Consider the following 21,034-nt stretch of genomic DNA (forward strand, 5'->3'; position numbering starts at 1 on the left):
CCCGCCGTACGCCGCGGGGCCGACCGTCCGCATCACGGCGGGCCGCCGGCCGGCGTGGGGCGGGGCGCGGCAGTGCTGAAGCGGCCGGCACGGCGCCGCAGGTGACGACGGGCGGCGTAGTGCCGGGGAACCGGAGGTGCCACCGCCACGGCCCCGTAGAACAGCCGCTTGCCGATTTCGATGAGGACCAGGTAGGCGAGGACCATGCCGACCAGCGCGGCGAAGAACCCCCCGGGAAGCGGCTGGAAGCCCAGGGCGTGGGCGAGCGGGGTGGCCGGCAGCACCGTGCCGACCAGGACGACGCCGAGCGCGGCGAGAGTCAGCGGCAGGCTGGGGTGGCTGCGGAAGAACGGGACGCGCCGGGTACGGATCGCGAAGATCACCAGGGTCTGGGTGGCCAGCGACTCGACGAACCAGCCGGAGCGGAACTGGGCCGGCCCGGAGTGGAAGACCCAGAGCATGACGCCGAAGGTGAGGAAGTCGAACACCGAGCTGAGCGGCCCGAAGCAGATCATGAACCGGCGGATGAAGGCGATGTCCCAGTGCGAGGGCTTGCGCAGCTGTTCCTCGTCCACGTTGTCGGTGGGGATGGCGAGCTGACCGCTGTCGTAGAGAAGGTTGTTGAGCAGGATCTGTGAGGGGAGCATCGGCAGGAAGGACAGGAACAGCGAGGCGCCCGCGGCGGAGGCCATGTTGCCGAAGTTGCTGGACGTGCCCATCAGTACGTACTTGATGGTGTTGGCGAAGATCCTGCGGCCCTCGGCCACACCGTCCGCGAGGACGTCGAGGTCCTTCTCCAGCAGGATGACGTCGGCCGCGTCCTTGGCGACGTCGGTGGCCGAGTCGACGGAGATGCCCACGTCGGCGGCGTGCAGGGCCAGTGCGTCGTTGACTCCGTCGCCCAGGAACGCCACGCCGCCGCGGCTGAGCCGTTGTGCGTGCACGATGCGGGCCTTGGCCTCGGGACTCACCCGCGCGAAGACGGTGGTCCTGGTGATCGCCTCGGCCAGCTGTGCGTCGTCCAGGGCGTCGACCTCGCTGCCGGTCATCGCGCCCGCGTCGGTGAGCCCCAGGTCGTGGCAGACCTTGGCGGCGACCGCGGCGTTGTCGCCGGTGACGACCTTCACCGCGATTCCGAGGCCGGAGAGTCTGCGCAGCGCCGTGGCCGCGTCCGGCTTGGGCGGGTCGAGGAACACCAGCAGCCCGGCCAGGCTCAGTTCCCGCTCGCCGTCGGGTTCGACGGTCTGCGTTCCGGGGGCGACGGGCCGGGTGGCGACGGCGACCACCCGGTTCCCCGCGGCGAACTCCGCCGCCAGCGCCGCACGGGCTTCGGGCGGAACCTCGACACAGCGGTCCAGGACGGCCTCCGGAGCACCCTTGGTGACCAGGGTCGGACGCCCGTCCCCGTCCCGCACGAGGACCGAGACCATGCGCCGTTCGTGATCGAAGGGCAGTACCGCGACCTGTGTGTACCCGTCCAGGGCGGCCCGCTCGCCCGCGGCGGCCGGAGACCGCCACAGGGCCTGGTCCAACGGGTTCCCGCCGATGTCCTGCGCGTCCCGCGCCGCGTTCTCGGTACTGAGCAGTCCCCACCGCACCACCGCCTCGAAGCCGTGGCCGTCGGCGGGGACGGCGCGCATGTACTCGATGCGGCCCATGGTGAGCGTGCCGGTCTTGTCGGTGAACAGGACATCGACATCGCCCAGGTCCTCGATGCAGACCAGCCGCTTCACCAGCACCTTGCGCCGGCTCATCCGGCGCGACCCGGCGGCCAGGCTGGTCGAGACGACCGCGGGCAGCAGCTGCGGGGTGATACCGACCGCGATGGCGAGCGAGAACAGCAGCGCGTCGATGACCGGCTTGTGCAGGACCACGTTGATCACGAAGATCGAGGTGGTCAGCGCGCCCGCGACGTAGACCAGCAGCAGCGAGAAGCGCCGCAGGCCGACCTGGAACTCGGTGTCGAGCGGGTGGGTGTCGAGCCCGGCGGCGATCTTCCCGAACTCGGTGTGCGCCCCCGTGGCCACCACCACCCCGCGGGCGGAACCGGTCCGGACGACCGTGCCCATGAGAGCGCACCCGGACAACTCGGCCAACGGGGTCCCGGCCGCGACCGCGGCGAGGTTCTTGTCCACCGGCAGCGACTCGCCGGTCAGCACCGACTCGTCGCACGCCAGACCGGTGACCCGCAGCAGCCGCAGGTCCGCCGGAACGATGTCGCCCAGCCGCAGTTCCACCACGTCACCGGGGACCAGTGCCGTGACGTCCACCAGGGTCGCCAGGCCGTCGCGCAGTGCCACGGCCTGGTGGCGGATCTGGGAGTGCAGCGCCTCGGCCGCCTGCTCGGCCCGGTACTCGTTGACGAAGCCCAGTCCGACGGACGCGGTCACGATCAGCCCGATGATCACCGCGTCGTTTCGCTCGCCCACCAGGAAGGACGCGACAGCGGCCGCCATCAGCAGTCCGAGCAGAGGAGAGCGCAGCTGATGCCACAGCACAGGGAACACCCGGGCGTGGTGTGTGGCGACCGCGTTGGGGCCGAACCGCGCCTGCCGTCGTACGACCTCCTCGCCGCCGAGGCCCTCGGCGGCGACGACACCGAGTTCACGCAGGACATCGTCCCCCGACAAGGCCGCCGCCGACATCACCCCGGGCGCGAGCACGGACTCCTGCGCCGGAGCGGAGACGCTCACCCCGCCCCGCCTCCCGGGCAGGGCGCACCCTCCCGCACACCCTGGTACCGGCTGTTCTCACGATCCCGGCACTGCTGCCCGGCCATTACGCATCGCCGCCCTGGGCCGTCACACCCGGTGAGAACGCGGGGCCCGAGGACCCGGCGCGCTCCAGGGTTCCAGCATCGCACGCCCAGCGCGGCCCGACGCCCGGCACGTGGTACATCCGCCGGGTATCACCGAGGAACCCGACCTCGTCCCGGCGCTCGCGGTCTTCCCAGCCGTGGCTGCGGCCGGAGGCGCCGCCCGACGAGCCGTGCGTCAAGCGGATCACGGCCCAGTGCTCCTGCTGCACAAAGCCAGCTTCATCTGCTGGATCGCCGTGATGACCGTGCACGTCCTCGCCTACCTGTGGCGCCTGCCGCGCCTCATCAGCGCCGACCTGCGCCGCCGTCCGGCACGCCACGGGACTGACGCCCCACGTCGCGGTGCACGCTGGTCCCTGCTGGCGGTCGCGCTCGGCGCGGGCCTGGTCGTCGCACTCGCCGGAGTCCACCTGGTCTCCGCCTGGACCGGACAGTGCCGCCACGTCGGTGAACTGACACGTGGAGGTTGTCTCAACTGGTCGCGACGGACGGTACTTTGCCGAGAGCACGAGGGTGTTGGCGGCGGCCCTCGTCGATACACGGTCCGGTGCCGGCACCTGCGGCCGGGACCGGCTGGACGAGGCGGCCGACGTCCTCGACGCGGACCGTGCTGCCGCTCTGGCCAAGCCGAGGGCGCCGATCTCCTCGCCCAGGGCGCCGAACTGAGGTGTACAGAATGTCTCCTGGCCCCCGGGTCGCCTTGGGTTCTGGTGGTCGTTGCAACACCCCGGTTCAAGGGGTGCGATGGACTTCAAGATCCGCAAGGACCGTATGACAGGGGGGCAGGAAGCTGACCGCTGAGCGGGCCGCGTACCTCCAGCTCGTGGAGCAGGGCTACAGCACCCGGGAAGCGGCCCGGATTGTCGGGATCAACCTCCGCACGGGCAAGCGATGGCGCCGTGGACGCGCCGCCTCGGGCAAGGACAAGGCGGCAGCACCGGTCAACGCGGTCGTGTCGCTGCCTGTTGGGGTGACGCCCTTTGTGCCCTCGCGATACCTGGCCGAGGCAGAGCGCGTCCACATCGCCGGCCGGCTGCGTGAGAAGGCGTCCATCCGGCAGATCGCCGCCGAGCCGGGCCGCAGCAAGGGGGCTTCGAAGAGCGCCAGTTCGCCATTGGTGACGTTGAGGCAACGGCGGACGAGACCACGAGGGCTTGGGCAGTCGCTGAAAGCAGCCGCCGACTCCTGGCTGTGACGAGAGCCGGAGACTGCCGCTGAGGTGGCTTCAGGCTGAGCGTCCAGGCGCGCCTCGGCGCTGCGCCCCTGCACGGTAGGGCCGTGACCCGGTGGGGGATTATCTGCTCAGTCATCGCCTGCCCATGAGGGGTCGTTATGCGTTCCGTCCGCCGTCTCGTGCCGCCCGTCGTTTTCGCCTGTCTGCTGCTGGCCGGATGTAAGTCCACCTCGCTTGGTACGTCGACGCCGTCCGGGAGTGGGAATCCCGGTGCGGGAGCGCCGGGTACGGCCGGCTCGGGGCGGGCAATCGCGGTGGGGGCGGGCCCGCAGAAGCACTACACCGTTCAGCAGCAACCGGCGGCGGGCACATGCCACTACCGCTACGAGCACGGGGAGCCGCTGGAGGACCCGAAGTGCACCCCCGGCGCGATCTCCCCAGCCGTCACGCAGGCGAACCTGAAGTCGACGATATGCCGCAAGGGCGGATATACCTCCAGGGTGCGCCCCTCCGCGTACGTCACCGGCAAGGAGAAGAAGCTCAACGCCGCTTCCTACGACTACACCGGCAGCATGTCGGAGGGCGAGTACGACCACCTCATCAGCCTTCAACTCGGAGGCGATCCCAACGACTACCGCAACTTGTGGGTCGAACCGGCCGACCCCGGCCACAAGGCAAGCCAAGGGATCAACAACAAGAAGGACCCGGTGGAGACCAAACTGCACACCGCGGTCTGCTCCGGCCGAGTCAGCCTCGCCGCCGCACAGCGCGCGATCGTCATCGACTGGACCACCGCCCTCAGCCGCCTCCACCTCCAGTGATCCGGGTACGGCGCTCCTACCGCTACCTGCACGAAGGGCTGACGGTGCTCGCCGACCACGCGCCCGATCCGTCCACCGCGCTCGAGAGGGCGGCGGCAGCCGGTTACACCCATCTCAACCTGGACGGCACGGTGATCCGCACCGACCGCGGGGCCGCCGCCGGCCCCAACGGCGCGGACCTGCGGTGGTCGGGCAAGCACAAGCACCACGGAGGAAACGTGCAGGTCATCGCCGCCCGATGGCCAACACCGCCCTCAGCCGCACCGAACGCGCCCGTCGCCGCTGCGACGTAGACGACCTCGTCGCCCTCGCCACCTGCCGCTCCCGTCGGTGCCCGGTGATGACCGGAGGGGGTGCTAGTTGGCGCGGGTCTGGATTGAGGACCGCATAGGGCACGCGGCGTATGTACGGGCCGTGGCGGATGCCAAGAGTGCGGGGCGTACGCCACCGGGGCGCTACCGCGTGCGCTGGTACGACCCCGACGGCAAGCCGAAGGCGAAGACCTTTGCCCGCAAGGTCGACGCCGAGGCGGAGCGGACGAGGATGGAGTCGCGTCTCAACGACGGCTCCTACCGCGATCCCGCAGCCGAGGGGGTGAAGTTCGCCGAGGTGGCGGAGTCCTGGCTGGCGGCGCAGCTCCACCTCAAGCGCTCAACCCGGGCTCGGTACCGCGGTGTTCTCGACGTCCACGTGATCCCCAAGTGGGGCACCACCCCGCTGGACCGCATCCCCTTCGAGGACATCGCGGAGTGGCTCGCGGATCTGCTGTCCGGTGAGGCGACCGGCGGTAGGAAGCTCAGCCCCCTGTCGGTCCGCAAGGCGTACGTCGTCCTCAGTCGCGTTCTGGGCTACGCGGTCAAGGCTCGTCGTCTGGCGGTCAACCCGGCTGTCGGCGTGCCCCTGCCGAAGGCGATGCCGGCGGATCACGTGTACCTCGACGACATGCAGGTCGACGCCCTGGCCAACGCGTCAGGCGCCTACCGGGTGTTCATCTTGCTGCTGGCCTACACCGGCCTGCGCTGGGGCGAGGCGTCCGCGCTGAGGGTGGGTCGGGTCGACCTGGCCGCCTGCCGGGCTCACATCGTGGAGGCGTACGCCGAGGACAACGGCAAGCTCTACCTCGACACCCCTATGAACCACGAGCGCCGGTCCGTACCGATCCCGCGGTTCCTGGCCGACGAGCTGAAGCCCCACGTCCAGGGGCGGAGGGATGACGACTTGCTCTTCACTGCCCCGCAGGGTGGGCCGCTGCGAGCCCGCAACTTCCGCCAGCGATTCTTCGCGCCGGCGGTCGTGAAGGCCGGGCTGGGGCACCTCAAGGTCACCCCGCACAAGCTGAGGCACACGGCAGCCTCACTCGCCATCGCCAGCGGGGCAGACGTCAACGTCGTACAGACGATGCTGGGCCACAAGTCCGCGACGCTGACCTTGGACACGTACGGGCATCTCTTCCCGGACCGCCTGGATGAGGTCTCGAAGAAGATGCACAAGCGCCGCGCCAAGCAGTTGGCCAAGGCGAAGGCCAAGCTGGAGAAGGCGGCGAGGAAGGCTCGCGAGGCCGCCGAAATGGTGGCGGCTCTGGAGGAAGATTCCGCGTGATGTGTGCCTGATCCGTGCCGGGGAGCCGTAGCAGAAAGGGCCACCCCGCCGCGCTGAGCGGTGGAGTGGCCCCTTGCGTCTCTGCCTTGGATCAGGTCGGTCGCGGCCGGCGGCTTTCCTCCCAGAACCGGTCCATCGCAGCAGCGGCCGCATCCCCAGCCAACCGCTCGATCCTCTCGGGCACCTCACGCTCGTCGAGCACGAAGAGCCTCCCGCCGACGAGGTGCGTGGTCGTCTTCCAGCCGAGACGCCGTCCCGCCTCCCTGGCGGCACGCCGGACGTCCTTGAGTTCGCCCATCTCTGCAAGATCGTCCGCGCCGAGGATCAGCTGTCCGTAGTAGCCCTCGTACTCGGGCTTCAGAGCGCCCAGCATCAGCGACTCAAGCCGCTCAACCAGCTTCTCGTACCGGCGCCGGGCCAGCTCGTCCTTCGCGGGCATCTCGCACAGCTCCCCACCTCTGCCCGCAGCGACATGTGTGCCATATGTGTGCTGCGAGGAAGAAGGCCCTCCCGCCCGTCGGACGGAAGGGCCCCTGACCAGGTGTTTCTCTGTGCCCCCGGCAGGATTCGAACCTGCGACACCCGCTTTAGGAGAGCGGTGCTCTATCCCCTGAGCTACGAAGGCGGGGTGTGACCGTCATCGACGGCGGTCCATGACAGCCTAGCGGATCAGCGAACCGCGGTGGGGTGAGCCGGGTGCTCGCCTCATGTGGGCAGGCGGGATGAGTTGTCCTCTGTTGTTGTGTTCTGCGTGGTGTCGGCGGCGTGGAACGTGACCGATGTGCCCGAGAAGTGGGCGGTGAGGCCGTTCTCCGTGGCGGTGACGGAGCGCAGGTGCAGGCCGTCGGGGATGTTCTGGAGCTGGATCGGCTGGTCGAAGGCCTTGTCAAGGATGGTTTCCGCGGCCCCGGACGGGAGGCCGCCTGTGAGCTTGAAGTTTTTGAAGGCGATGCGGTTGTCAGAGGTTGCGGAGAAGGTGGTCGTCGTGGTGACGCTGTTGCCGAGGGGGAGGGCGATGGTCGCCTTGAGCTGGTCGGGTCGGCTGCCCTGGGAGATCTCCAGGCCGAGGGCGTGGGAGATGTCCGTGTAGGTGAGGTGGGCGGTCGCCCGGGCCGAGCGGGCCTGGGCCTGTCGGTCGTCGTCGGACTTCGTCAATCCCGCGAGGTGCAGGGAGAGTTCGCTGACCGGCAGGAGGCTGGTCGTGTCGTCGGCGGGGATGTCGTGGGCGGTGATGTCCACGTCCCGCAGGGTGCCGGCCGCGATCTGGGTCAGGACCGGGAAGCCGTGCACGTGGACCTCTGGCGGCAGGGGTGTGTGCATGCCCTGCTGGAAGGCCTTGGCCGCGCGTGACTCCACCTGTACGGCCATGAAGCGGTCGATGGCGACCGGGACCAGGACGAGGAGGAGCAGGGCGGCGGCGACGGCGATGACAACCGGGCGTCCTCGGTTCTTGTCGCGGGGGGTGGCGGGCGGCTCGTACGCGGTGCGCATCTTGTAGGGCTCATACGGCTCATACGGCTCATACGGCTCATAGGGCTGGTACGGCTCGTACGGCTGGTACGGCTGGTACGGCTCGTACGGGTGGGGCTGTTGCATCGCGGTTCCTTCAGTGGGGGAGCGGGTCCCGGTTCAGGTCGTTGTGTGCAGGCGGCGGACCGTGCTGGTGGCGCGGGCGTTGGTGACGCCGGCGGCGATCAGGGCGGTGGTGGCGGCGGTGGGGCCGTCGTCGGTCCAGGTGTTCGGGTTGGCGGCCTCCAGGAGGGACAGCAGGTAGGCCTCCAGGGCCCGGCTGAGCGGGCCGGGTGGGACGGTGGTGTGGAAGACGCCCTGTTGCTGGCCCTGGGCGAGGGTCCCGGCGACCGCGGTGCGGGCCGGTGCGAGTACCTCGGCGACGCGGTGGGCGCCCAGGTCCTGGCGGGCGAGGTTCACGAGCGCGCGGTAGCGGTCGGCCGCAGGCCACAGCGTGAGGACGAAGCGGGCCAGGGCGGTCGCCGCGTCGGGGGACGGGGCGCGGGTGGCCTCGCTCGCGAGCCGGACCGCCTCGGCGGCGTCCGCGGCGAGCCCCTCGACGAGTGCGGCCCGGCCCGTGAAGTGGACGTAGACGGTCCGCCGGGCCACCCCCGCGGCCTCGGCGATGTCGGCGAGGGTGCAGTCGGGGTCGCGGCCCAGTTCGCGCCGGGCCGCTTCCAGGATGCGGGCGCGGGTGTGGGTACGGGGGCGAGTTCGGATGCGCGTGGGAGTGGTCACGTCGGTCGGTACCTCGGAGCCGGGCGGGCAGGCGGCAGGCTCTCGATAGTTGCACACCAACGAGCAATAAACTAGCGTGCACATCGATGGGCAATTAAGTGGGCCCTCGCACCCCCACGTCCCCTGGGAGACTCCCGTGCCGTTTCTTGCCAACAGCCCCGTCGAGAAGATGAGCGAGCCGTATCCACGGCGCTGGTGGGCCCTGATCGTGCTGTGTCTGAGCCTGCTGATCGTCGTCATGGCGAACACGTCGCTGATCGTGGCGGCGCCGGACATGACCACGGACCTGGGCCTGAGCAGCAGCGATCTGCAGTGGGTGATCGACGGGTACACCGTCCCCTACGCCGCACTGATGCTCGTGCTCGGCTCGACCGGCGACAAGTACAGCCGCCGCGGCGCCCTGATCCTGGGCCTGCTGGTCTTCGCCGGCGGGTCGGTCATGGGCAGCCAGGTGCACCACACCGACCTGGTCGTCACCGCCCGCGCGATCATGGGCGTGGGGGCGGCTGTCGTCATGCCGGCCACGTTGTCGCTGCTCGTCGCGATCTTCCCGAGGCGTGAGCGGGCCAGGGCCATCACCGCGTGGACCGCGACGTCGGGGCTGGCCATCGCGGTCGGGCCGCTGGTCGCCGGGTGGCTGCTGGAGGACCACGCCTGGGGATCGACGTTCCTGATCAACGTTCCGATCGCCGTCGTCGCCGTCTTCGGCGCGCTCGCGCTCGTGCCGCCGTCCAGGGCGGAGAAGCTCGGCCGGATCGACTACGTCGGCGGGCTGCTGTCGATCGTGTCGGTGGGCAGTCTGGTCTACGCGACCATCGAGGGCCCGCACTTCGGCTGGGGGAAGGGCCCGGTCGCCGCGGCCGTCGTCGCCGGCCTGGGCCTGGTGGCGTTCGTGGGCTGGGAGATGCGGCATCCGCACCCGATGCTGAACGTGCGGAAGTTCGGCCGGCGCCCGTTCTCCGGGTCGATGCTCGCGGTGCTGTTCTTCTTCTTCGGCACGTTCGGCGCGATCTACTACGCCACCCAGTTCCTGCAGTTCGTCCTCGGCTACACCGCGCTGGAGACCGGCGTACGGCTGCTGCCGCTGGCCGGGGCCGTCTTCGCCGGCGCCGCGATCACCGGGCGGCTCACGCCGAAGGTGGGCATGAAGCCGATGGTGGTGGCAGGGATGGTGATCGGCACGGTCGCCGTCTTCCTGCTCACGCGGGTCGACAAGGGCTCCGTCTACACCGACTTCCTGCCGACGATGATGATGCTCGGCTTCGCGATCGGCCTCAGCGTCTCCCCGGCGACCGACACCATCATGGGCTCCTTCCCCGAGTCGGAGCTGGGGGTGGGCGGCGGCGCCAACGACACCGCCCTCGAACTCGGCGGTTCGCTCGGCATCGCGATCCTGGGCTCGCTGCTCGGCACCGCCTACTGGGACAAGCTGACCGGCCTGGTCGGCGGCCACCTCCCGGCCACCGCGCTGGACACCGCCAAGGACTCGGTCGGCGGCGGGATCGCGGTGGCCCGGCAGGTGGCGCAGAACCCGACCGCCGGCGGACCCCAGCAGGCCCAGGCCCTGCTCGACGCCGTGCACGAGGCCTTCGCCCACGGCGTCGCCCGGACCAGTCTGATCGGCGGGATCATCATGGCCGCCGGGACGATGATCGTCCTCGCCGTACTGCCCGGAATCCGGGGCGAGGCCAGGCCCGAGCGGAACGCCGAACCGCAGGAGAAGGAGCGGGCGGGCGTCGCCTGAGCCGCGTACACCCGCGCGTCGCCTGAGCCGCGCACCCCGGGGCGTCGCCTGAGCCGCGCACCCCGGGCTGAGGCGGTTCAGGCCGGCGGGACGTGCGTGAAGCGGGACGCGATGTGCAGGTCGTCCTGGACCTGGGCCGCCGTGGCGTGCAGGGCGGGCAGTACCTCGCTCACGCATTCCGCCAGGGTGCGGCGGGCCGCATGGGTGGCCACGTTCACGGCGGCGACCGGGCGGCCCGCCCGGTCCCGTACCGGTACCGCGATCGAGCGCAGGCCCGACTCCAGCTCCTCGTCCGCCAGGGCGTAGCCGCCCGGCTCGGCGAGGCCGAGCAGGGCCCGGCCGAGCGCCGTACGGCTCGCCGGCAGGCGGGTGCCCACGGTGATGTCCACCGTCAGGACCCGGCGGGCGGCCGCCACCGCGGTGTACTGGATCTCCGCCGGATCGGTCCCCGGGACCAGGACCGCCAGCGCCGTCGGCTCGTCGAGCCGGTCCGCGAGGGCGCGCAGCCGGGGGGCCGCGAGGCGGGAGAGGGTGGTGCGGGACAGCGGGGGGTAGCCCAGGGACAGCACCCGGGGGGTGAGGGCGAACTCGCGGCCGTCCGCGGTCACCAGGCCCAGGTGCTCGTACGTGATCAGGGCCCGCCGGGCCGTCGCCCGGGCCAGGCCCGTCGCCTTCGCCACGTCCGTCAGGGTCAGCGCCGAGCGGCCCTCGCCGAAGGCGGTGAGGACCGTCAGGCCCCGGGCCAGTGATTCCACGAAGTCGCGGCCGAGTTCGTGCTTCGAGGCGGTGGTCCAGACGGCGAGGCCGGAGGGCGGCGGGCCCGGCTCCGCGGGCCGGCCCCCGGCCTCGCGAAGCTCCGCCTCCATCGCCGTGACCGCCGTACGCAGCCGGGGGAGCAGGGTCTCGCGCAGGTCCGCCGCCGTGTGGCGGCTGGTGTGGCTGACGACGCTCGCCACGCACGCGATCCGCCCGGCGCCCGGCTCGCGCACCGGGACGGACACCGCGACCAGGCCCGGTTCGACCAGCTGGTCGTCCAGAGCCCAGCCGCTGTGCCGGGTCTCCTCGGTCCGCGCCTCGAAGTCGTCGGCGGCGGCCGGGTTCCGGGGCGGTACGGCGGGGAAGCCCGCGTCGGTCGGGTCCGCGGCGCGCCTCGCCCGCCAGTCCGCCCACTCCCGCTCCGTCCACTCGGCTGCGAACAGCGCGCCGGGGGCGGTGCGTTCGGCCGGCAGCAGGTCGCCGATGCGGAAGCTGACGGACATCGCGCGGCGCCGGGTCGCCTGGTGGATGAACCGGATGCCGTCCCGGTCGGCGACCGCCAGGGACACCGACTCGTCCAGTTCGTCGGCGACCGCGTCGGCGTGCCCGTCCAGCAGCGCGGGCAGGCGCAGGGCGGCCAGGTAGGCGTTGCCCAGCTCCATCACGCGGGGGGTGAGCACCGCGTCCCGGCCGTCCGGGCGGACGTACCCCATGCGGGAGAGGGTCGCGGTGATCCGGTCCACCGTGGAACGGGCGAGGCCGGTACGCCGTTCCAGCGCGCTCGCGCTCAGCGTCCCGCCCGCCTCGGTCAGCGCCGCCAGCACCGCCACCCCCCGGATCAACGGTGTCACCGCCTCGGCAGGCGGCTGCTCCGCCACGGACGACGAGGACAAGGGGGCGGTCATCGACTCTCCGGTTCCGATACGACGGGTTCCGCGATCTGTGTGATCTCCGCGATCTCTGCGATCTCCGGTACGGCACGACCTTCGCACGGCGATCAGCGCGATCTCAGTGATCCGAGCAGCGCACGCCTACCGTAAACCGTGGCCCGCTACCCCCACTTCCCCCTTACCCCCGAGTCACCCGCACCCGGTAGTTCCCCTCCCCGTCCACCCCCGTCACCAGCACCTCGATCCCGTGCGCGGGATCCTTGAAGCTCTCGCCCGGGCCGAACGGGGCGTCGGAGAGTTCCGCCTGGACGTTGGGGCTGCGGGTGCAGCCGCCGGTGTCGCGGTGGGCGTCGTACACCTTGATCGGTCCGCGGCCGGTGTCGACGTTCGCGTCGACCTTGTAGATGAGGACGCCGGCGCGGCAGACCTCCTCGTCGTTGCCGCCCGTGGTGCGGACCTCGAGGGCGTAGCCGGTGCGGGCGTCGGCGGGGACGAAGACCAGTTTCCGGCCCCCGGGGCGGGAGAGGGGGGTCAGCGTGTACTCGGTGCCGCCGCGGGCCGCCGCGCAGCTGACCTGGTCGGGGTCCAGCCAGCCCAGCTTCCACTTGTGCCAGGCGAGGAGGTCGTTGTCGGCGCCCCAGTCCTCGCTCATGATGTCCCAGTGCCCGACCGCACCCCCGCCCTCCTGGGTGTAGAGGTCGGGCAGGCCGAAGACGTGGCCGTTCTCGTGGGGGAGGACCCGGTAGCCGGTGCGGGCGTACGAGCCGGAGCCGTCGTCCTGGCGGGAGTAGACGAAGGAGGCGTTGGCGACCGGCGTGCCGTCGGCGACCGGGGCGTCGCCGTTGCCGGCGAACGTCACCGACAGCACGGTGTCCAGGGCGGAGGGGCCGGCGTTCGGGGTGACCAGGACGTTGAGGAGGTCGTACGACCGGAAGTCCACGTCCGGGTCGGCGGCGGCCACGATGTCCTGGACCAGCTGCCGGTAGCCGGGGTCGAAGGGCGCGCCGCGCTCTATGCCGTACGCGCTGAACGGCTTCGGCATCCGCAGCCAGTGGTCGATCGGGGCCTCGGGCCGGTAGTCGAGCTTGCCGTAGGAGGCGGTGCGGAACCAGTCCTGGGTCTGCGGGAAGAACTCGTGGTAGCGGTCGAGCGCGCTGCCCTGGCCGGGCGCGTCGGGGAAGTCGACCATCAGGGTGAGGGCGTGCACGGTGCCGGTGGAGCGGGAGTAGCCGCCCGGGGTGGGGACGCCCTCGGTCATCTGGACGTCGCGGCCGCCGCTGATCATGCAGGGGCCGTAGACGGAGGAGCGGGCCAGCGCGATCGGACCGGCGCCGGCCGGTGCGGTGCCCGCCGTGAGGTGCCCGGTGCCCGCCGAGGTGCCGACCGCGAGGATCAGCGCGGCCACGGCGGCGAGGCAGATCGCACGGCGGGGGCGTATGCGGCGGCCCGGCGGTATCCCGCGACCGCGGGTCGGGGCCGAACGGCGGGACGACGGCGTACGACGCCGCGGCGAGGCGCGGCGGTGCGGGCGGTCCGTGAGGTCTGTGAGGTCCGTGAGGTCCGTGAGGCTCGCGGGCTTGCGAAGTCGAGCGGGTATACGAAGGCGAGCGGCTGTACGAAGGCGAGCGGGTATACGGCGGCTGGGCTGCGGCTGCATGCACGGACCTTTCGCGCCACGGCAGCCGCCGGTCTCCGACTGCACCCTTTGGATCACCCTGTGTCGGCGGGGCGGCGGGCGCGCGCTGGAGGGGCCGATCGTGGGATCCGCCGGAGCGGGAGAGTGTGACTCAGGTCACGTGAAATTCGGAGAAGGCGTGGAAATAACCGGGGACCGTCTCCCCGTTTAGACCTGTGTCCGCGCGAAACGGGGAGCGCCTCCCCGGATCGCGGAAGCCAACAGACCAGGAGTACGCCGTGCAGACCGCGACCGCCCTCCCCGCCGTGCGCAAGGCACCCCGGCCCCGCGCCGACGCCCTGCGCAACCGGGAGCGGATCGTCACCGCCGCCCGCGAGATGTTCACCGAGTACGGCCCCGACGTGCCGCTCGACGACATCGCCCGCCGGGCCGGCGTCGGCAACGCCACGGTGTACCGCAACTTCCCCGACCGCGACGCGCTCGTCCGTGAGGTCGTCTGCTCCGTGATGGACCGGACGTCGGAGGCGGCTGAGCTGGCGCTCGCGGAGACCGGGGACGCCTTCGAGGCACTGGAGCGCTTCGTGCACACCGCCGCCGACGAGCGGGTGAGCGCCCTGTGCCCGATGGTCTCCAGCACCTTCGACCAGAACCACTCCGACCTCGAAGCGGCGCGTGAGCGGTGCGAGCAGCTCATCGGGCAGCTCATGGACCGTGCCAAGGCGGCCGGACAGCTCCGTCCGGACGTGGGCGTCGGCGATGTGATGATCGTCGTTGCCCAGCTCAGCCGGCCCCCGTTCGGCACCGACTGCCTGGTCAGTGACCGCTTCGTCCACCGTCATCTGCAGCTGTTCCTGGACGGGCTGCGGGCCCCGGCCCGCTCCGCCCTGCCGGGCACGGCCGTGACCATGGAGGACCTGCGCCAGGCCTGAACGACCGAGAGCGACAGCACAGTCCCGTAGGGGCCGATCAGTTCCGGACCGAGTACCGGTCTGACTTCACACGGCCCCTGTTCCGCACCGAACACGCGGTCCTTGTCCCGCGCTGATCACGCGGCGCTGGATCCGCACCGATCACGCGGTCCTTGTTCTCCGCGCCGACCACACCGCCTGCGCTTCACCGATCCGTTTTTCCGTCACGAACCATCGACTTTCCGTCACGAAGTCACGAAGTGGGTACCCCCATGTCTGAAACAGCCGCCAAGGCTCCCGGCGCACCGGCACAGTCCGGTGATGCCAACCGCTGGAAAGCGCTCGTCTTCATCGCGCTCGCCCAGCTGATGGTCGTCCTCGACGCCACCATCGTGAACATCGCGCTGCCCTCCGCCCAGTCCGACCTGGGCATCTCCGACGGCAACCGGCAGTGGGTCGTCACGGCCTACGCCCTCGCCTTCGGCGGTCTCCTCCTCTTCGGCGGCCGTATCGCCGACCTGTGGGGCCGCAAGCGGGCCTTCGTCATAGGCCTGACCGGCTTCGCCGCGGCCTCCGCGCTCGGCGGCGCCGCGACCAGCGGTGCGATGATGTTCGGCGCCCGTGCCCTCCAGGGCGTCTTCGGCGCCATGCTGGCCCCGGCCGCGCTCTCCCTGCTCGCCGTGATGTTCACGGACGCCAAGGAGCGCGCCAAGGCGTTCGGCATCTACGGTGCGATCGCCGGTGGCGGCGGCGCCGTCGGCTTCATCCTCGGCGGCGTGCTCACCGAGTACCTGGACTGGCGCTGGACGTTCTTCGTGAACATCCCGTTCGCCATCGTCGCCGCGCTCGGCGCGTACTTCGTCATCCGTGAGCCGGAGGGCGGCCGCAACCGCAACCCGCTCGACATCCCCGGCGTCCTCCTGTCCACCCTGGGCCTGGTCTCACTGGTGTACGGCTTCACCCGCGCCGAGTCCGACGGCTGGGGCGACGCCACCACCGTGGGCCTGTTCGTAGCCTCCGCGGTGCTGCTGATCGCGTTCGTCGTCACCGAGACCCGGGTCAAGGCCCCGCTGCTGCCGCTGCGCGTGGTCCTCGACCGCAACCGCGGCGGTATCTACCTCTCCCTCGGCGTCGCGATCATCGCGATGTTCGGCACCTTCCTCTTCCTGACCTACTACCTCCAGGTCATCAAGGGCTTCTCGCCGATCAAGACCGGCTTCGCCTTCCTGCCGATGATCGCGGGCATGATGGTCGGCTCGACCCAGATCGGCACCCGGCTGATGACCCGGGTTCCGGCCCGGGCGCTGATGGGCCCCGGCTTCCTGGTCGCCGCGGCCGGCATGCTGGTCATGACCCAGATCGAGATCGGTTCCTCGTACGCCTCGACGATCCTGCCCGCGATGGTGCTGCTCGGTCTCGGCATGGGCACGGCGTTCATGCCGGCCATGTCCCTGGCCACGCTCGGCGTCGAGCCCCGGGACGCCGGTGTCGCCTCCGCGATGGTCAACACCTCGCAGCAGGTGGGCGGCGCCATCGGTACGGCCCTGCTGAACACGATCGCCGCGTCCGCGACGACGTCGTACATCAAGGACCACATCGCGACCGCGACCTCCAAGTCCCAGCAGCAGCTGGTCCAGATGCAGGGCGCGGTGCACGGCTACGCCAACGCGATCTGGGTCGCCGTCGGCATGCTGGTGCTGGCCTCGGTGATCGTGGTCAGCCTCGTCAACGCCGGCAAGCCGGAAGCCACGCCGGTGGCCTCCGGAGACGGCGCCGAGGACGAGGTGGCGGTCCCGGTGATCGCCCACTGAGCCTCTGAGCGACCGACCGTAGGGGTACCCGCACGCGGACCTGTCCCTGAGCTCCTCAGCGGAGCCAGGGCAGGTCCGCGCCCGCTTCGTTGGGCTGCAGGCCCTCGGCGACGATCTCCATGATCTCGCCGAGGGCCTGCTGCTGTTCCGGCGTCAGCCGCTCGAACAGCGCCTGCCGCACGGCGGCCACGTGGCCGGGCGCGGTGCGCCGCAGCACCTCGGTGCCCTCGGCGGTCAGGACGGCGAACTGGCCCCGCTTGTCGGAGGGACAGTCCTCCCGCCGTACCCAGCCGTTCTTCTCCAGGCGGGCGATGGCGTGCGAGAGCCGGGACCTGGTGATCTTCGCCTGCATCGCCAGCTCGGTCATCCGCAGCCGCCCCCCGGGTGCCTCGGCGAGCCCGACGAGCAGGCCGTAGTAGATGTGCGGCATCCCCGCGTCACGCTGGAGCTGACGGTCCAGATGGTCCTCCAGCAGGGTCGTGGCGTGCAGGTACGAGCGCCAGACGCGCTGTTCGTGGTCGGTGAGCCAGCGGCTCTGCGTGGTGGCGGATCCGGATGCCGTATTCATGTGTCCCACTGTACGAGGCCTCTCCTTGAAACTTAAACAAGTGGGGCGTAAGCTCATCCCTGAAAGCTTGAGAGTTAAAACAGTCGTAGCGTGGAGAGTCGAAGGATGGGGGCCGGGAAGGCAGCCCGGCACCCGGAGGGAGCCGCCGCCATGTCCGCCGCCGCACCGGAGCGCATGCCCGCCCTCTATCTGAGTCACGGCGCGCCGCCGCTCGCCGACGACCCCGTCTGGCCCGGCGAACTCGCCGACTGGAGCGCCGGCCTCCCCCGTCCCAAGGCGATCCTGATGGTCTCCGCCCACTGGGAGGAGGCCCCCCTCGCCCTCGGTGCCGTACAGACCGTCCCCCTCGTCTACGACTTCTGGGGCTTCCCGGAGCACTACTACCAGGTGAGGTACCCGGCCCCCGGCGCGCCCGAGCTGGCCGAGTCCGTGCGCAAGCTGCTGCGCGCCCCCGGCACCCCCGTGCAGGACATCCCGGACCGCGGTCTCGACCACGGCGCCTACGTGCCCCTGGTGGAGATGTTCCCGGCCGCGGACATCCCTGTCCTGCAGATCTCCATGCCCACCCTCGACCCGGTCCGCCTGATGGAGATCGGCCGCCGGCTCGCCCCGCTGCGCGACGAGGGTGTGCTGATCGTCGGCTCCGGCTTCTTCACCCACAACCTGGCCGCGCTGCGCCACGCCGGAGGCGGGGTGCCCACCTGGTCCTCCGAGTTCGACGACTGGGGGCACCGCGCCCTGGAGAACCGCGACTGGGACGCCCTCCTCGACTTCCTCGACAAGGCTCCGGCCGGCCGCTACGCCCACCCGCGCACCGAGCACTTCGCCCCGCTCTTCGTCACCATGGGCGCGGCGGAGGCGGGCGGCGAACTGGACGCGCAGAAGTCGGTGATCGACGGGTTCTGGATGGGAATGGCGAAGCGGTCCGTGCAGTTCGGGTGAACGGGGCGGAAGGGCCCGGTCAGAGGCCCTTCTCGTACCAGGCCACGTCCCAGTAGCGGCCGAACTTGCGGCCCACTTCGCGGTACGTGCCGACGTACCGGAAGCCGAAGCGTTCGTGCAGCCGGGTGGACGCCTCGTTCGGCTGCGCGATGCCCGCGTAGGCGCGGTGCACGTCCTCGCCCGCGAGTGCCTCGAAGAGGGCCTTGTAGAGGAGCGTGCCGACACCGCGGCGCCCCGCGTCCGGGGTGACGTACACCGTGGTCTCCACGGAGGTCGCGTAGGCCGGTTTCGCTCGGTAGGGGCTGGATGTGGCGTACCCGAGAATCTCCTGTGAGTCCGCTGACGTGGCAACCATCAGGCGGTACGGGCCGTCTTCCGGGTGGGAGAGCAGCCACGGACGACGCTCTTCCGGCGTGAAGGCCATCGTGTCGAATGTGATGGACGTCTCACGAACGTAGTGATTGTAGATCTCCGTGAGGGTTACGAGGTCCCCCTCGGCTCCCGGTCTGACCTGCACCTCTTTACGTTCCGACGGCACCGCTCCTCCTCGCGTGGTCGCACAGGGTACTGCATGATCAGAAAAATCGGGGGGCAGCATGGGAATTCTGTCCGGATTCCAGTCGTTGTTTCCATCAGATGCCGGGCACTCGACGACAGTCCGAGGAGTTCCAGAAGTGGAGTTCCGGAGCGCTGCAGTCCGAGCGCCGAGCATTCGCTGAAGGACCGAGAAGAACCGACAGGACCACCCCGCCCGCCCACCATCGCAAGGGAGCACGCATGGCAACCCGTGCCGTCGCCCGTCGTCAGTCCGCCGCCACCGGCGAGACGGCCGACTCGGCAAGCAGTGTTCGCGCCCATGGCGTTCGCGGCCATGGCGGCGAGATCGCCGACCGCGATCTGGTCGGCATGTACCTCGACGAGATCGCGCGCACACCGCTCCTCGACGCCGCCAAGGAAGTCGAGCTGTCCCAGACCATAGAGGCGGGTGTGTTCGCGCAGCAGGTCCTCGACGGCGAGGAGGAGTCCGCGTCCGACGCCACCCGCGAGGAGCTGGAGGCGCTCGTCGCCGCCGGTGAGCGGGCGAAGGACGTCTTCATCCGCTCCAACCTCCGCCTGGTCGTGGCCGTCGCCCGGCGCTACCCGCGCAGCGGCCTGCCCCTCCTCGACCTGATCCAGGAGGGCAACGCCGGCCTGGTGCGTGCCGTCGAGAAGTTCGACTACCGCAAGGGCTTCAAGTTCTCGACGTACGCCACCTGGTGGATCCGCCAGGCGATCACCCGCTCCATCGCCGACCAGTCCCGGACCATCCGGCTCCCCGTCCACCTGGTGGAGGAGCTCGGCCGGATCCGCCGCGTCCAGCGCGAGTTCAACCGGGAGAACGGCCGCGACCCGGAGCCCGCGGAGATCGCCGCCGAGCTCGGCTCCACGCCGGAGCGTGTGGTCGACGTGCTGGACTGGGCCCGTGACCCGGTCTCGCTGAACATGTCGGTGGACGACGAGGGCGAGACCCAGTTCGGCGACCTCCTGGAGGACACGTCGGCGGTCAGCCCCGAGCAGTCCGTCCTGACCCTCCTGCGCAGCGAGGAACTGGACGACCTGATCGGCCGTCTGGACCAGCGCACGGCCTCGATCATCAAGATGCGGTACGGCATCGAGGACGGCCGCGAGCGCACGCTGACCGAGGTCGGCAAGGAGCACGGCCTGACCCGTGAGCGCATCCGCCAGATCGAGAAGCACGCGCTGCTCGAGCTGAAGAAGCTGGCCCGCTCGACCGGGTTCGAGCCGGCGGCGTAAGGGGGTTGCGCGGGGGCAGGGGGTTCGCAGGAGTGGGGCTCGCGTGACCAGTGCGCGCGAGACTCCACTCACGCCGGGACGCGTGCGCCGGGTGGCGCAAGACGGCGCAAACATGGCGCGGTACCGCCGCTTCGGAGCTTCGCCTGTAGGGAACAACCATCCAGGGCCGGGGAGTCGAGGTCCAGGGCGGACCAATTCCCGCGGGGCCGACGACTCCTGACGGGGCGGCAGGCGCCGAGGGGCCACGACAACCCCGACGTCCGTCTCCACCCTGACGCCCGCCTCGTCCACAAGCCACGTCCCGACGCACCATCCCCCCGGCGCCGGGACTCTCCCAGAGCCGGGCTCCGGCGCCCATCCCCCCCGGGTGCCGGAGCCCGGCTCCACCTCTGTTCGGGGCTTCCCGCAGGGGTTCTCCGCAGGGGCTCTCCGCGGGGGCTCGTTGCGGGGGCTCTCCGCCGGGCGGCGGGCCCGCGTTTGCCCTGACTTGGCGCTGCCGGGCATGCTGAAACGGCGGTTCACCCCGTACCTGAACCACGGGGTGAACCACCGGATGGCAGATTCTGTCACATGGGCATAGCCTGCCGAGGTGAGCACCCCCAGCACCGCCGGCAGCACCCCCACGCAGGACCCCGCCCACCTCTCCCTCATGGAACGGCGCAAGGCGGAGACCCGCATGGAGATCGCCCGGGCGGCCGCGGGCCTCTTCGTACGGCGGGGCCTGCGGGCCACGCGCGCCGAGGACATCGCACATGCCGCGGGCATCGCGCCCCGCACGTTCTACCGCTACTTCGCCACGAAGGAGGAGGCGGTGGCCCCGCTCTACGCGGCGGGTGCGCGCCGCTGGGCGGAGGCGGTACGGGCGGCCCCCGCCTCCCTCTCCGTCCCCGAGGCCCTCGAACACGCCGTCCAGCACACCCTGATCCCCGGCGCAGGGGTCTCCGCGGCCTCCTGGGAATGGGTCCGCACCCTGATCCACCTGGCCGACACGAGCCCGGCCCTGCGCAAGGTGTGGGCCGAGGTGTGCCAGTCCTCGGACCAGCTCCTGACGTCGATCCTGGCGGAACGCACGTCCACCTCCCTCGACAACGTTGCCCCGCCCGCTCATCTCCGCTTCGCCGCGGCGGTGGCCGGCGCGGCGGTGAGAGTGGCGGTCGAATCCTGGGCGGCGGGCACGGCCGCCGCCACCGGGCCGGAGGGCCCGGCGGCCCTGGCCATGCAGAACCTGGCGGCGCTGCGGGGGTTCGCGTGGGAGGGGCCGGGCTCGCCCGGCTAGCCGGGGGGCCGGTCGTCGGCCGCGGGCCGGTGGGTGAGGCACCCGGCCGG

General features: G+C 71.0%; 17 protein-coding genes, 1 tRNA gene and 2 pseudogenes. 10 read left to right on the top strand and 10 right to left on the bottom strand.

Going from position 1 to position 21,034, the window contains the following annotated elements; all coding sequences use genetic code 11:
* Nucleotides 1–32: 32 nt before the first annotated feature.
* Together mgtA and ACFY6U_RS41425 are read right to left on the bottom strand one after the other, a co-directional pair.
* A complete protein-coding gene (gene mgtA, locus ACFY6U_RS41420) occupies nucleotides 33–2,693 on the bottom strand; it encodes a magnesium-translocating P-type ATPase (RefSeq protein WP_390046803.1) in 2,661 nt (886 codons plus the stop codon).
* An 85-nt stretch (nucleotides 2,694–2,778) separates the two neighbouring features.
* Complete coding sequence (locus ACFY6U_RS41425) at nucleotides 2,779–3,228, bottom strand: hypothetical protein (protein ID WP_390046805.1); 450 nt, start codon at nucleotides 3,226–3,228, stop codon at nucleotides 2,779–2,781.
* Nucleotides 3,229–3,562: 334 nt separating this feature from the next.
* Here ACFY6U_RS41425 and ACFY6U_RS41430 point away from each other — a divergent pair.
* The 4 genes and pseudogenes from ACFY6U_RS41430 to ACFY6U_RS41445 all read left to right on the top strand — a co-directional run.
* Nucleotides 3,563–3,902 (top strand): annotated as a pseudogene (locus tag ACFY6U_RS41430) (helix-turn-helix domain-containing protein); the annotation flags it as partial.
* A 248-nt stretch (nucleotides 3,903–4,150) separates the two neighbouring features.
* A complete protein-coding gene (locus ACFY6U_RS41435; RefSeq protein ID WP_390046807.1) occupies nucleotides 4,151–4,813 on the top strand; it encodes a hypothetical protein in 663 nt (220 codons plus the stop codon).
* 2 nt (nucleotides 4,814–4,815) lie between these two features.
* A pseudogene (locus ACFY6U_RS41440) lies at nucleotides 4,816–5,073 on the top strand (IS5/IS1182 family transposase); the annotation flags it as partial.
* 154 nt (nucleotides 5,074–5,227) lie between these two features.
* Nucleotides 5,228–6,412, top strand: coding sequence for a tyrosine-type recombinase/integrase (locus tag ACFY6U_RS41445; RefSeq protein WP_390046809.1), 1,185 nt, complete (start codon nucleotides 5,228–5,230; stop codon nucleotides 6,410–6,412).
* A gap of 91 nt (nucleotides 6,413–6,503) precedes the next feature.
* On the opposite strand, the gene ACFY6U_RS41450 is transcribed toward ACFY6U_RS41445, so the two are convergent.
* The 4 genes from ACFY6U_RS41450 to ACFY6U_RS41465 form a co-directional block, all read right to left on the bottom strand.
* Nucleotides 6,504–6,851, bottom strand: a complete 348-nt coding sequence (locus ACFY6U_RS41450) for a hypothetical protein (RefSeq protein ID WP_390046811.1) — start codon at nucleotides 6,849–6,851, stop codon at nucleotides 6,504–6,506.
* A gap of 113 nt (nucleotides 6,852–6,964) precedes the next feature.
* Nucleotides 6,965–7,037 (bottom strand) — tRNA-Arg (locus ACFY6U_RS41455).
* 80 nt (nucleotides 7,038–7,117) lie between these two features.
* The gene (locus ACFY6U_RS41460) at nucleotides 7,118–8,008 is read right to left on the bottom strand and encodes a DUF2993 domain-containing protein (RefSeq protein ID WP_390046813.1); all 891 of its coding nucleotides are present in this window, start codon (nucleotides 8,006–8,008) and stop codon (nucleotides 7,118–7,120) included.
* A gap of 33 nt (nucleotides 8,009–8,041) precedes the next feature.
* On the bottom strand, nucleotides 8,042–8,659 hold the full coding sequence (locus tag ACFY6U_RS41465; protein ID WP_390046815.1) for a TetR/AcrR family transcriptional regulator: 618 nt from the start codon (nucleotides 8,657–8,659) through the stop codon (nucleotides 8,042–8,044).
* 136 nt (nucleotides 8,660–8,795) lie between these two features.
* Between ACFY6U_RS41465 and ACFY6U_RS41470 the strand changes: the two genes are divergently transcribed.
* Nucleotides 8,796–10,403 (top strand): MFS transporter, encoded by a 1,608-nt coding sequence (locus ACFY6U_RS41470; RefSeq protein WP_390046816.1) that lies wholly within the window; start codon nucleotides 8,796–8,798, stop codon nucleotides 10,401–10,403.
* Nucleotides 10,404–10,480: 77 nt separating this feature from the next.
* On the opposite strand, the gene ACFY6U_RS41475 is transcribed toward ACFY6U_RS41470, so the two are convergent.
* Together ACFY6U_RS41475 and ACFY6U_RS41480 are read right to left on the bottom strand one after the other, a co-directional pair.
* On the bottom strand, nucleotides 10,481–12,064 hold the full coding sequence (locus tag ACFY6U_RS41475) for an IclR family transcriptional regulator C-terminal domain-containing protein (RefSeq protein WP_390046818.1): 1,584 nt from the start codon (nucleotides 12,062–12,064) through the stop codon (nucleotides 10,481–10,483).
* Nucleotides 12,065–12,227: 163 nt separating this feature from the next.
* Nucleotides 12,228–13,454, bottom strand: coding sequence for a M6 family metalloprotease domain-containing protein (locus ACFY6U_RS41480; protein WP_390046820.1), 1,227 nt, complete (start codon nucleotides 13,452–13,454; stop codon nucleotides 12,228–12,230).
* 509 nt (nucleotides 13,455–13,963) lie between these two features.
* On the opposite strand from ACFY6U_RS41480, the gene ACFY6U_RS41485 reads away from it, so the two are divergent.
* Both ACFY6U_RS41485 and ACFY6U_RS41490 read left to right on the top strand, forming a co-directional pair.
* Complete coding sequence (locus ACFY6U_RS41485; protein WP_390046822.1) at nucleotides 13,964–14,614, top strand: TetR/AcrR family transcriptional regulator; 651 nt, start codon at nucleotides 13,964–13,966, stop codon at nucleotides 14,612–14,614.
* Between the two features lie 251 nt (nucleotides 14,615–14,865).
* The gene (locus ACFY6U_RS41490) at nucleotides 14,866–16,404 is read left to right on the top strand and encodes an MFS transporter (RefSeq protein WP_390046824.1); all 1,539 of its coding nucleotides are present in this window, start codon (nucleotides 14,866–14,868) and stop codon (nucleotides 16,402–16,404) included.
* Nucleotides 16,405–16,459: 55 nt separating this feature from the next.
* Here ACFY6U_RS41490 and ACFY6U_RS41495 read toward each other — a convergent pair whose 3' ends face one another.
* Nucleotides 16,460–16,972, bottom strand: a complete 513-nt coding sequence (locus tag ACFY6U_RS41495; RefSeq protein ID WP_351502629.1) for a MarR family transcriptional regulator — start codon at nucleotides 16,970–16,972, stop codon at nucleotides 16,460–16,462.
* Between the two features lie 150 nt (nucleotides 16,973–17,122).
* On the opposite strand from ACFY6U_RS41495, the gene ACFY6U_RS41500 reads away from it, so the two are divergent.
* Nucleotides 17,123–17,914, top strand: a complete 792-nt coding sequence (locus ACFY6U_RS41500) for a class III extradiol ring-cleavage dioxygenase (protein ID WP_351502627.1) — start codon at nucleotides 17,123–17,125, stop codon at nucleotides 17,912–17,914.
* A gap of 19 nt (nucleotides 17,915–17,933) precedes the next feature.
* Here ACFY6U_RS41500 and ACFY6U_RS41505 read toward each other — a convergent pair whose 3' ends face one another.
* Nucleotides 17,934–18,452, bottom strand: a complete 519-nt coding sequence (locus ACFY6U_RS41505) for a GNAT family N-acetyltransferase (RefSeq protein WP_390046827.1) — start codon at nucleotides 18,450–18,452, stop codon at nucleotides 17,934–17,936.
* A gap of 239 nt (nucleotides 18,453–18,691) precedes the next feature.
* Between ACFY6U_RS41505 and ACFY6U_RS41510 the strand changes: the two genes are divergently transcribed.
* Both ACFY6U_RS41510 and ACFY6U_RS41515 read left to right on the top strand, forming a co-directional pair.
* Nucleotides 18,692–19,708, top strand: a complete 1,017-nt coding sequence (locus ACFY6U_RS41510) for an RNA polymerase sigma factor RpoD/SigA (RefSeq protein WP_390046829.1) — start codon at nucleotides 18,692–18,694, stop codon at nucleotides 19,706–19,708.
* A gap of 676 nt (nucleotides 19,709–20,384) precedes the next feature.
* Nucleotides 20,385–20,984, top strand: coding sequence for a TetR/AcrR family transcriptional regulator (locus ACFY6U_RS41515; RefSeq protein ID WP_390047128.1), 600 nt, complete (start codon nucleotides 20,385–20,387; stop codon nucleotides 20,982–20,984).
* The last annotated feature ends 50 nt before the right edge of the window (nucleotides 20,985–21,034 follow it).

Origin of the sequence: Streptomyces sp. NPDC013157 (assembly GCF_042899865.1) — a bacterium.
Lineage (GTDB): Bacteria > Actinomycetota > Actinomycetes > Streptomycetales > Streptomycetaceae > Streptomyces.

Coding starts and splice junctions, on each gene's coding strand:
- ACFY6U_RS41490 (WP_390046824.1), top strand. CDS start 14,866: ATGTCTGAAACAGCCGCCAAGGCTCCCGGCGCACCGGCACAGTCCGGT.
- ACFY6U_RS41510 (WP_390046829.1), top strand. CDS start 18,692: ATGGCAACCCGTGCCGTCGCCCGTCGTCAGTCCGCCGCCACCGGCGAG.
- ACFY6U_RS41450 (WP_390046811.1), bottom strand. CDS start 6,851: ATGCCCGCGAAGGACGAGCTGGCCCGGCGCCGGTACGAGAAGCTGGTT.
- ACFY6U_RS41495 (WP_351502629.1), bottom strand. CDS start 16,972: ATGAATACGGCATCCGGATCCGCCACCACGCAGAGCCGCTGGCTCACC.
- ACFY6U_RS41500 (WP_351502627.1), top strand. CDS start 17,123: ATGTCCGCCGCCGCACCGGAGCGCATGCCCGCCCTCTATCTGAGTCAC.
- ACFY6U_RS41460 (WP_390046813.1), bottom strand. CDS start 8,008: ATGCAACAGCCCCACCCGTACGAGCCGTACCAGCCGTACCAGCCGTAC.
- ACFY6U_RS41435 (WP_390046807.1), top strand. CDS start 4,151: ATGCGTTCCGTCCGCCGTCTCGTGCCGCCCGTCGTTTTCGCCTGTCTG.
- ACFY6U_RS41475 (WP_390046818.1), bottom strand. CDS start 12,064: ATGACCGCCCCCTTGTCCTCGTCGTCCGTGGCGGAGCAGCCGCCTGCC.
- ACFY6U_RS41515 (WP_390047128.1), top strand. CDS start 20,385: ATGGAGATCGCCCGGGCGGCCGCGGGCCTCTTCGTACGGCGGGGCCTG.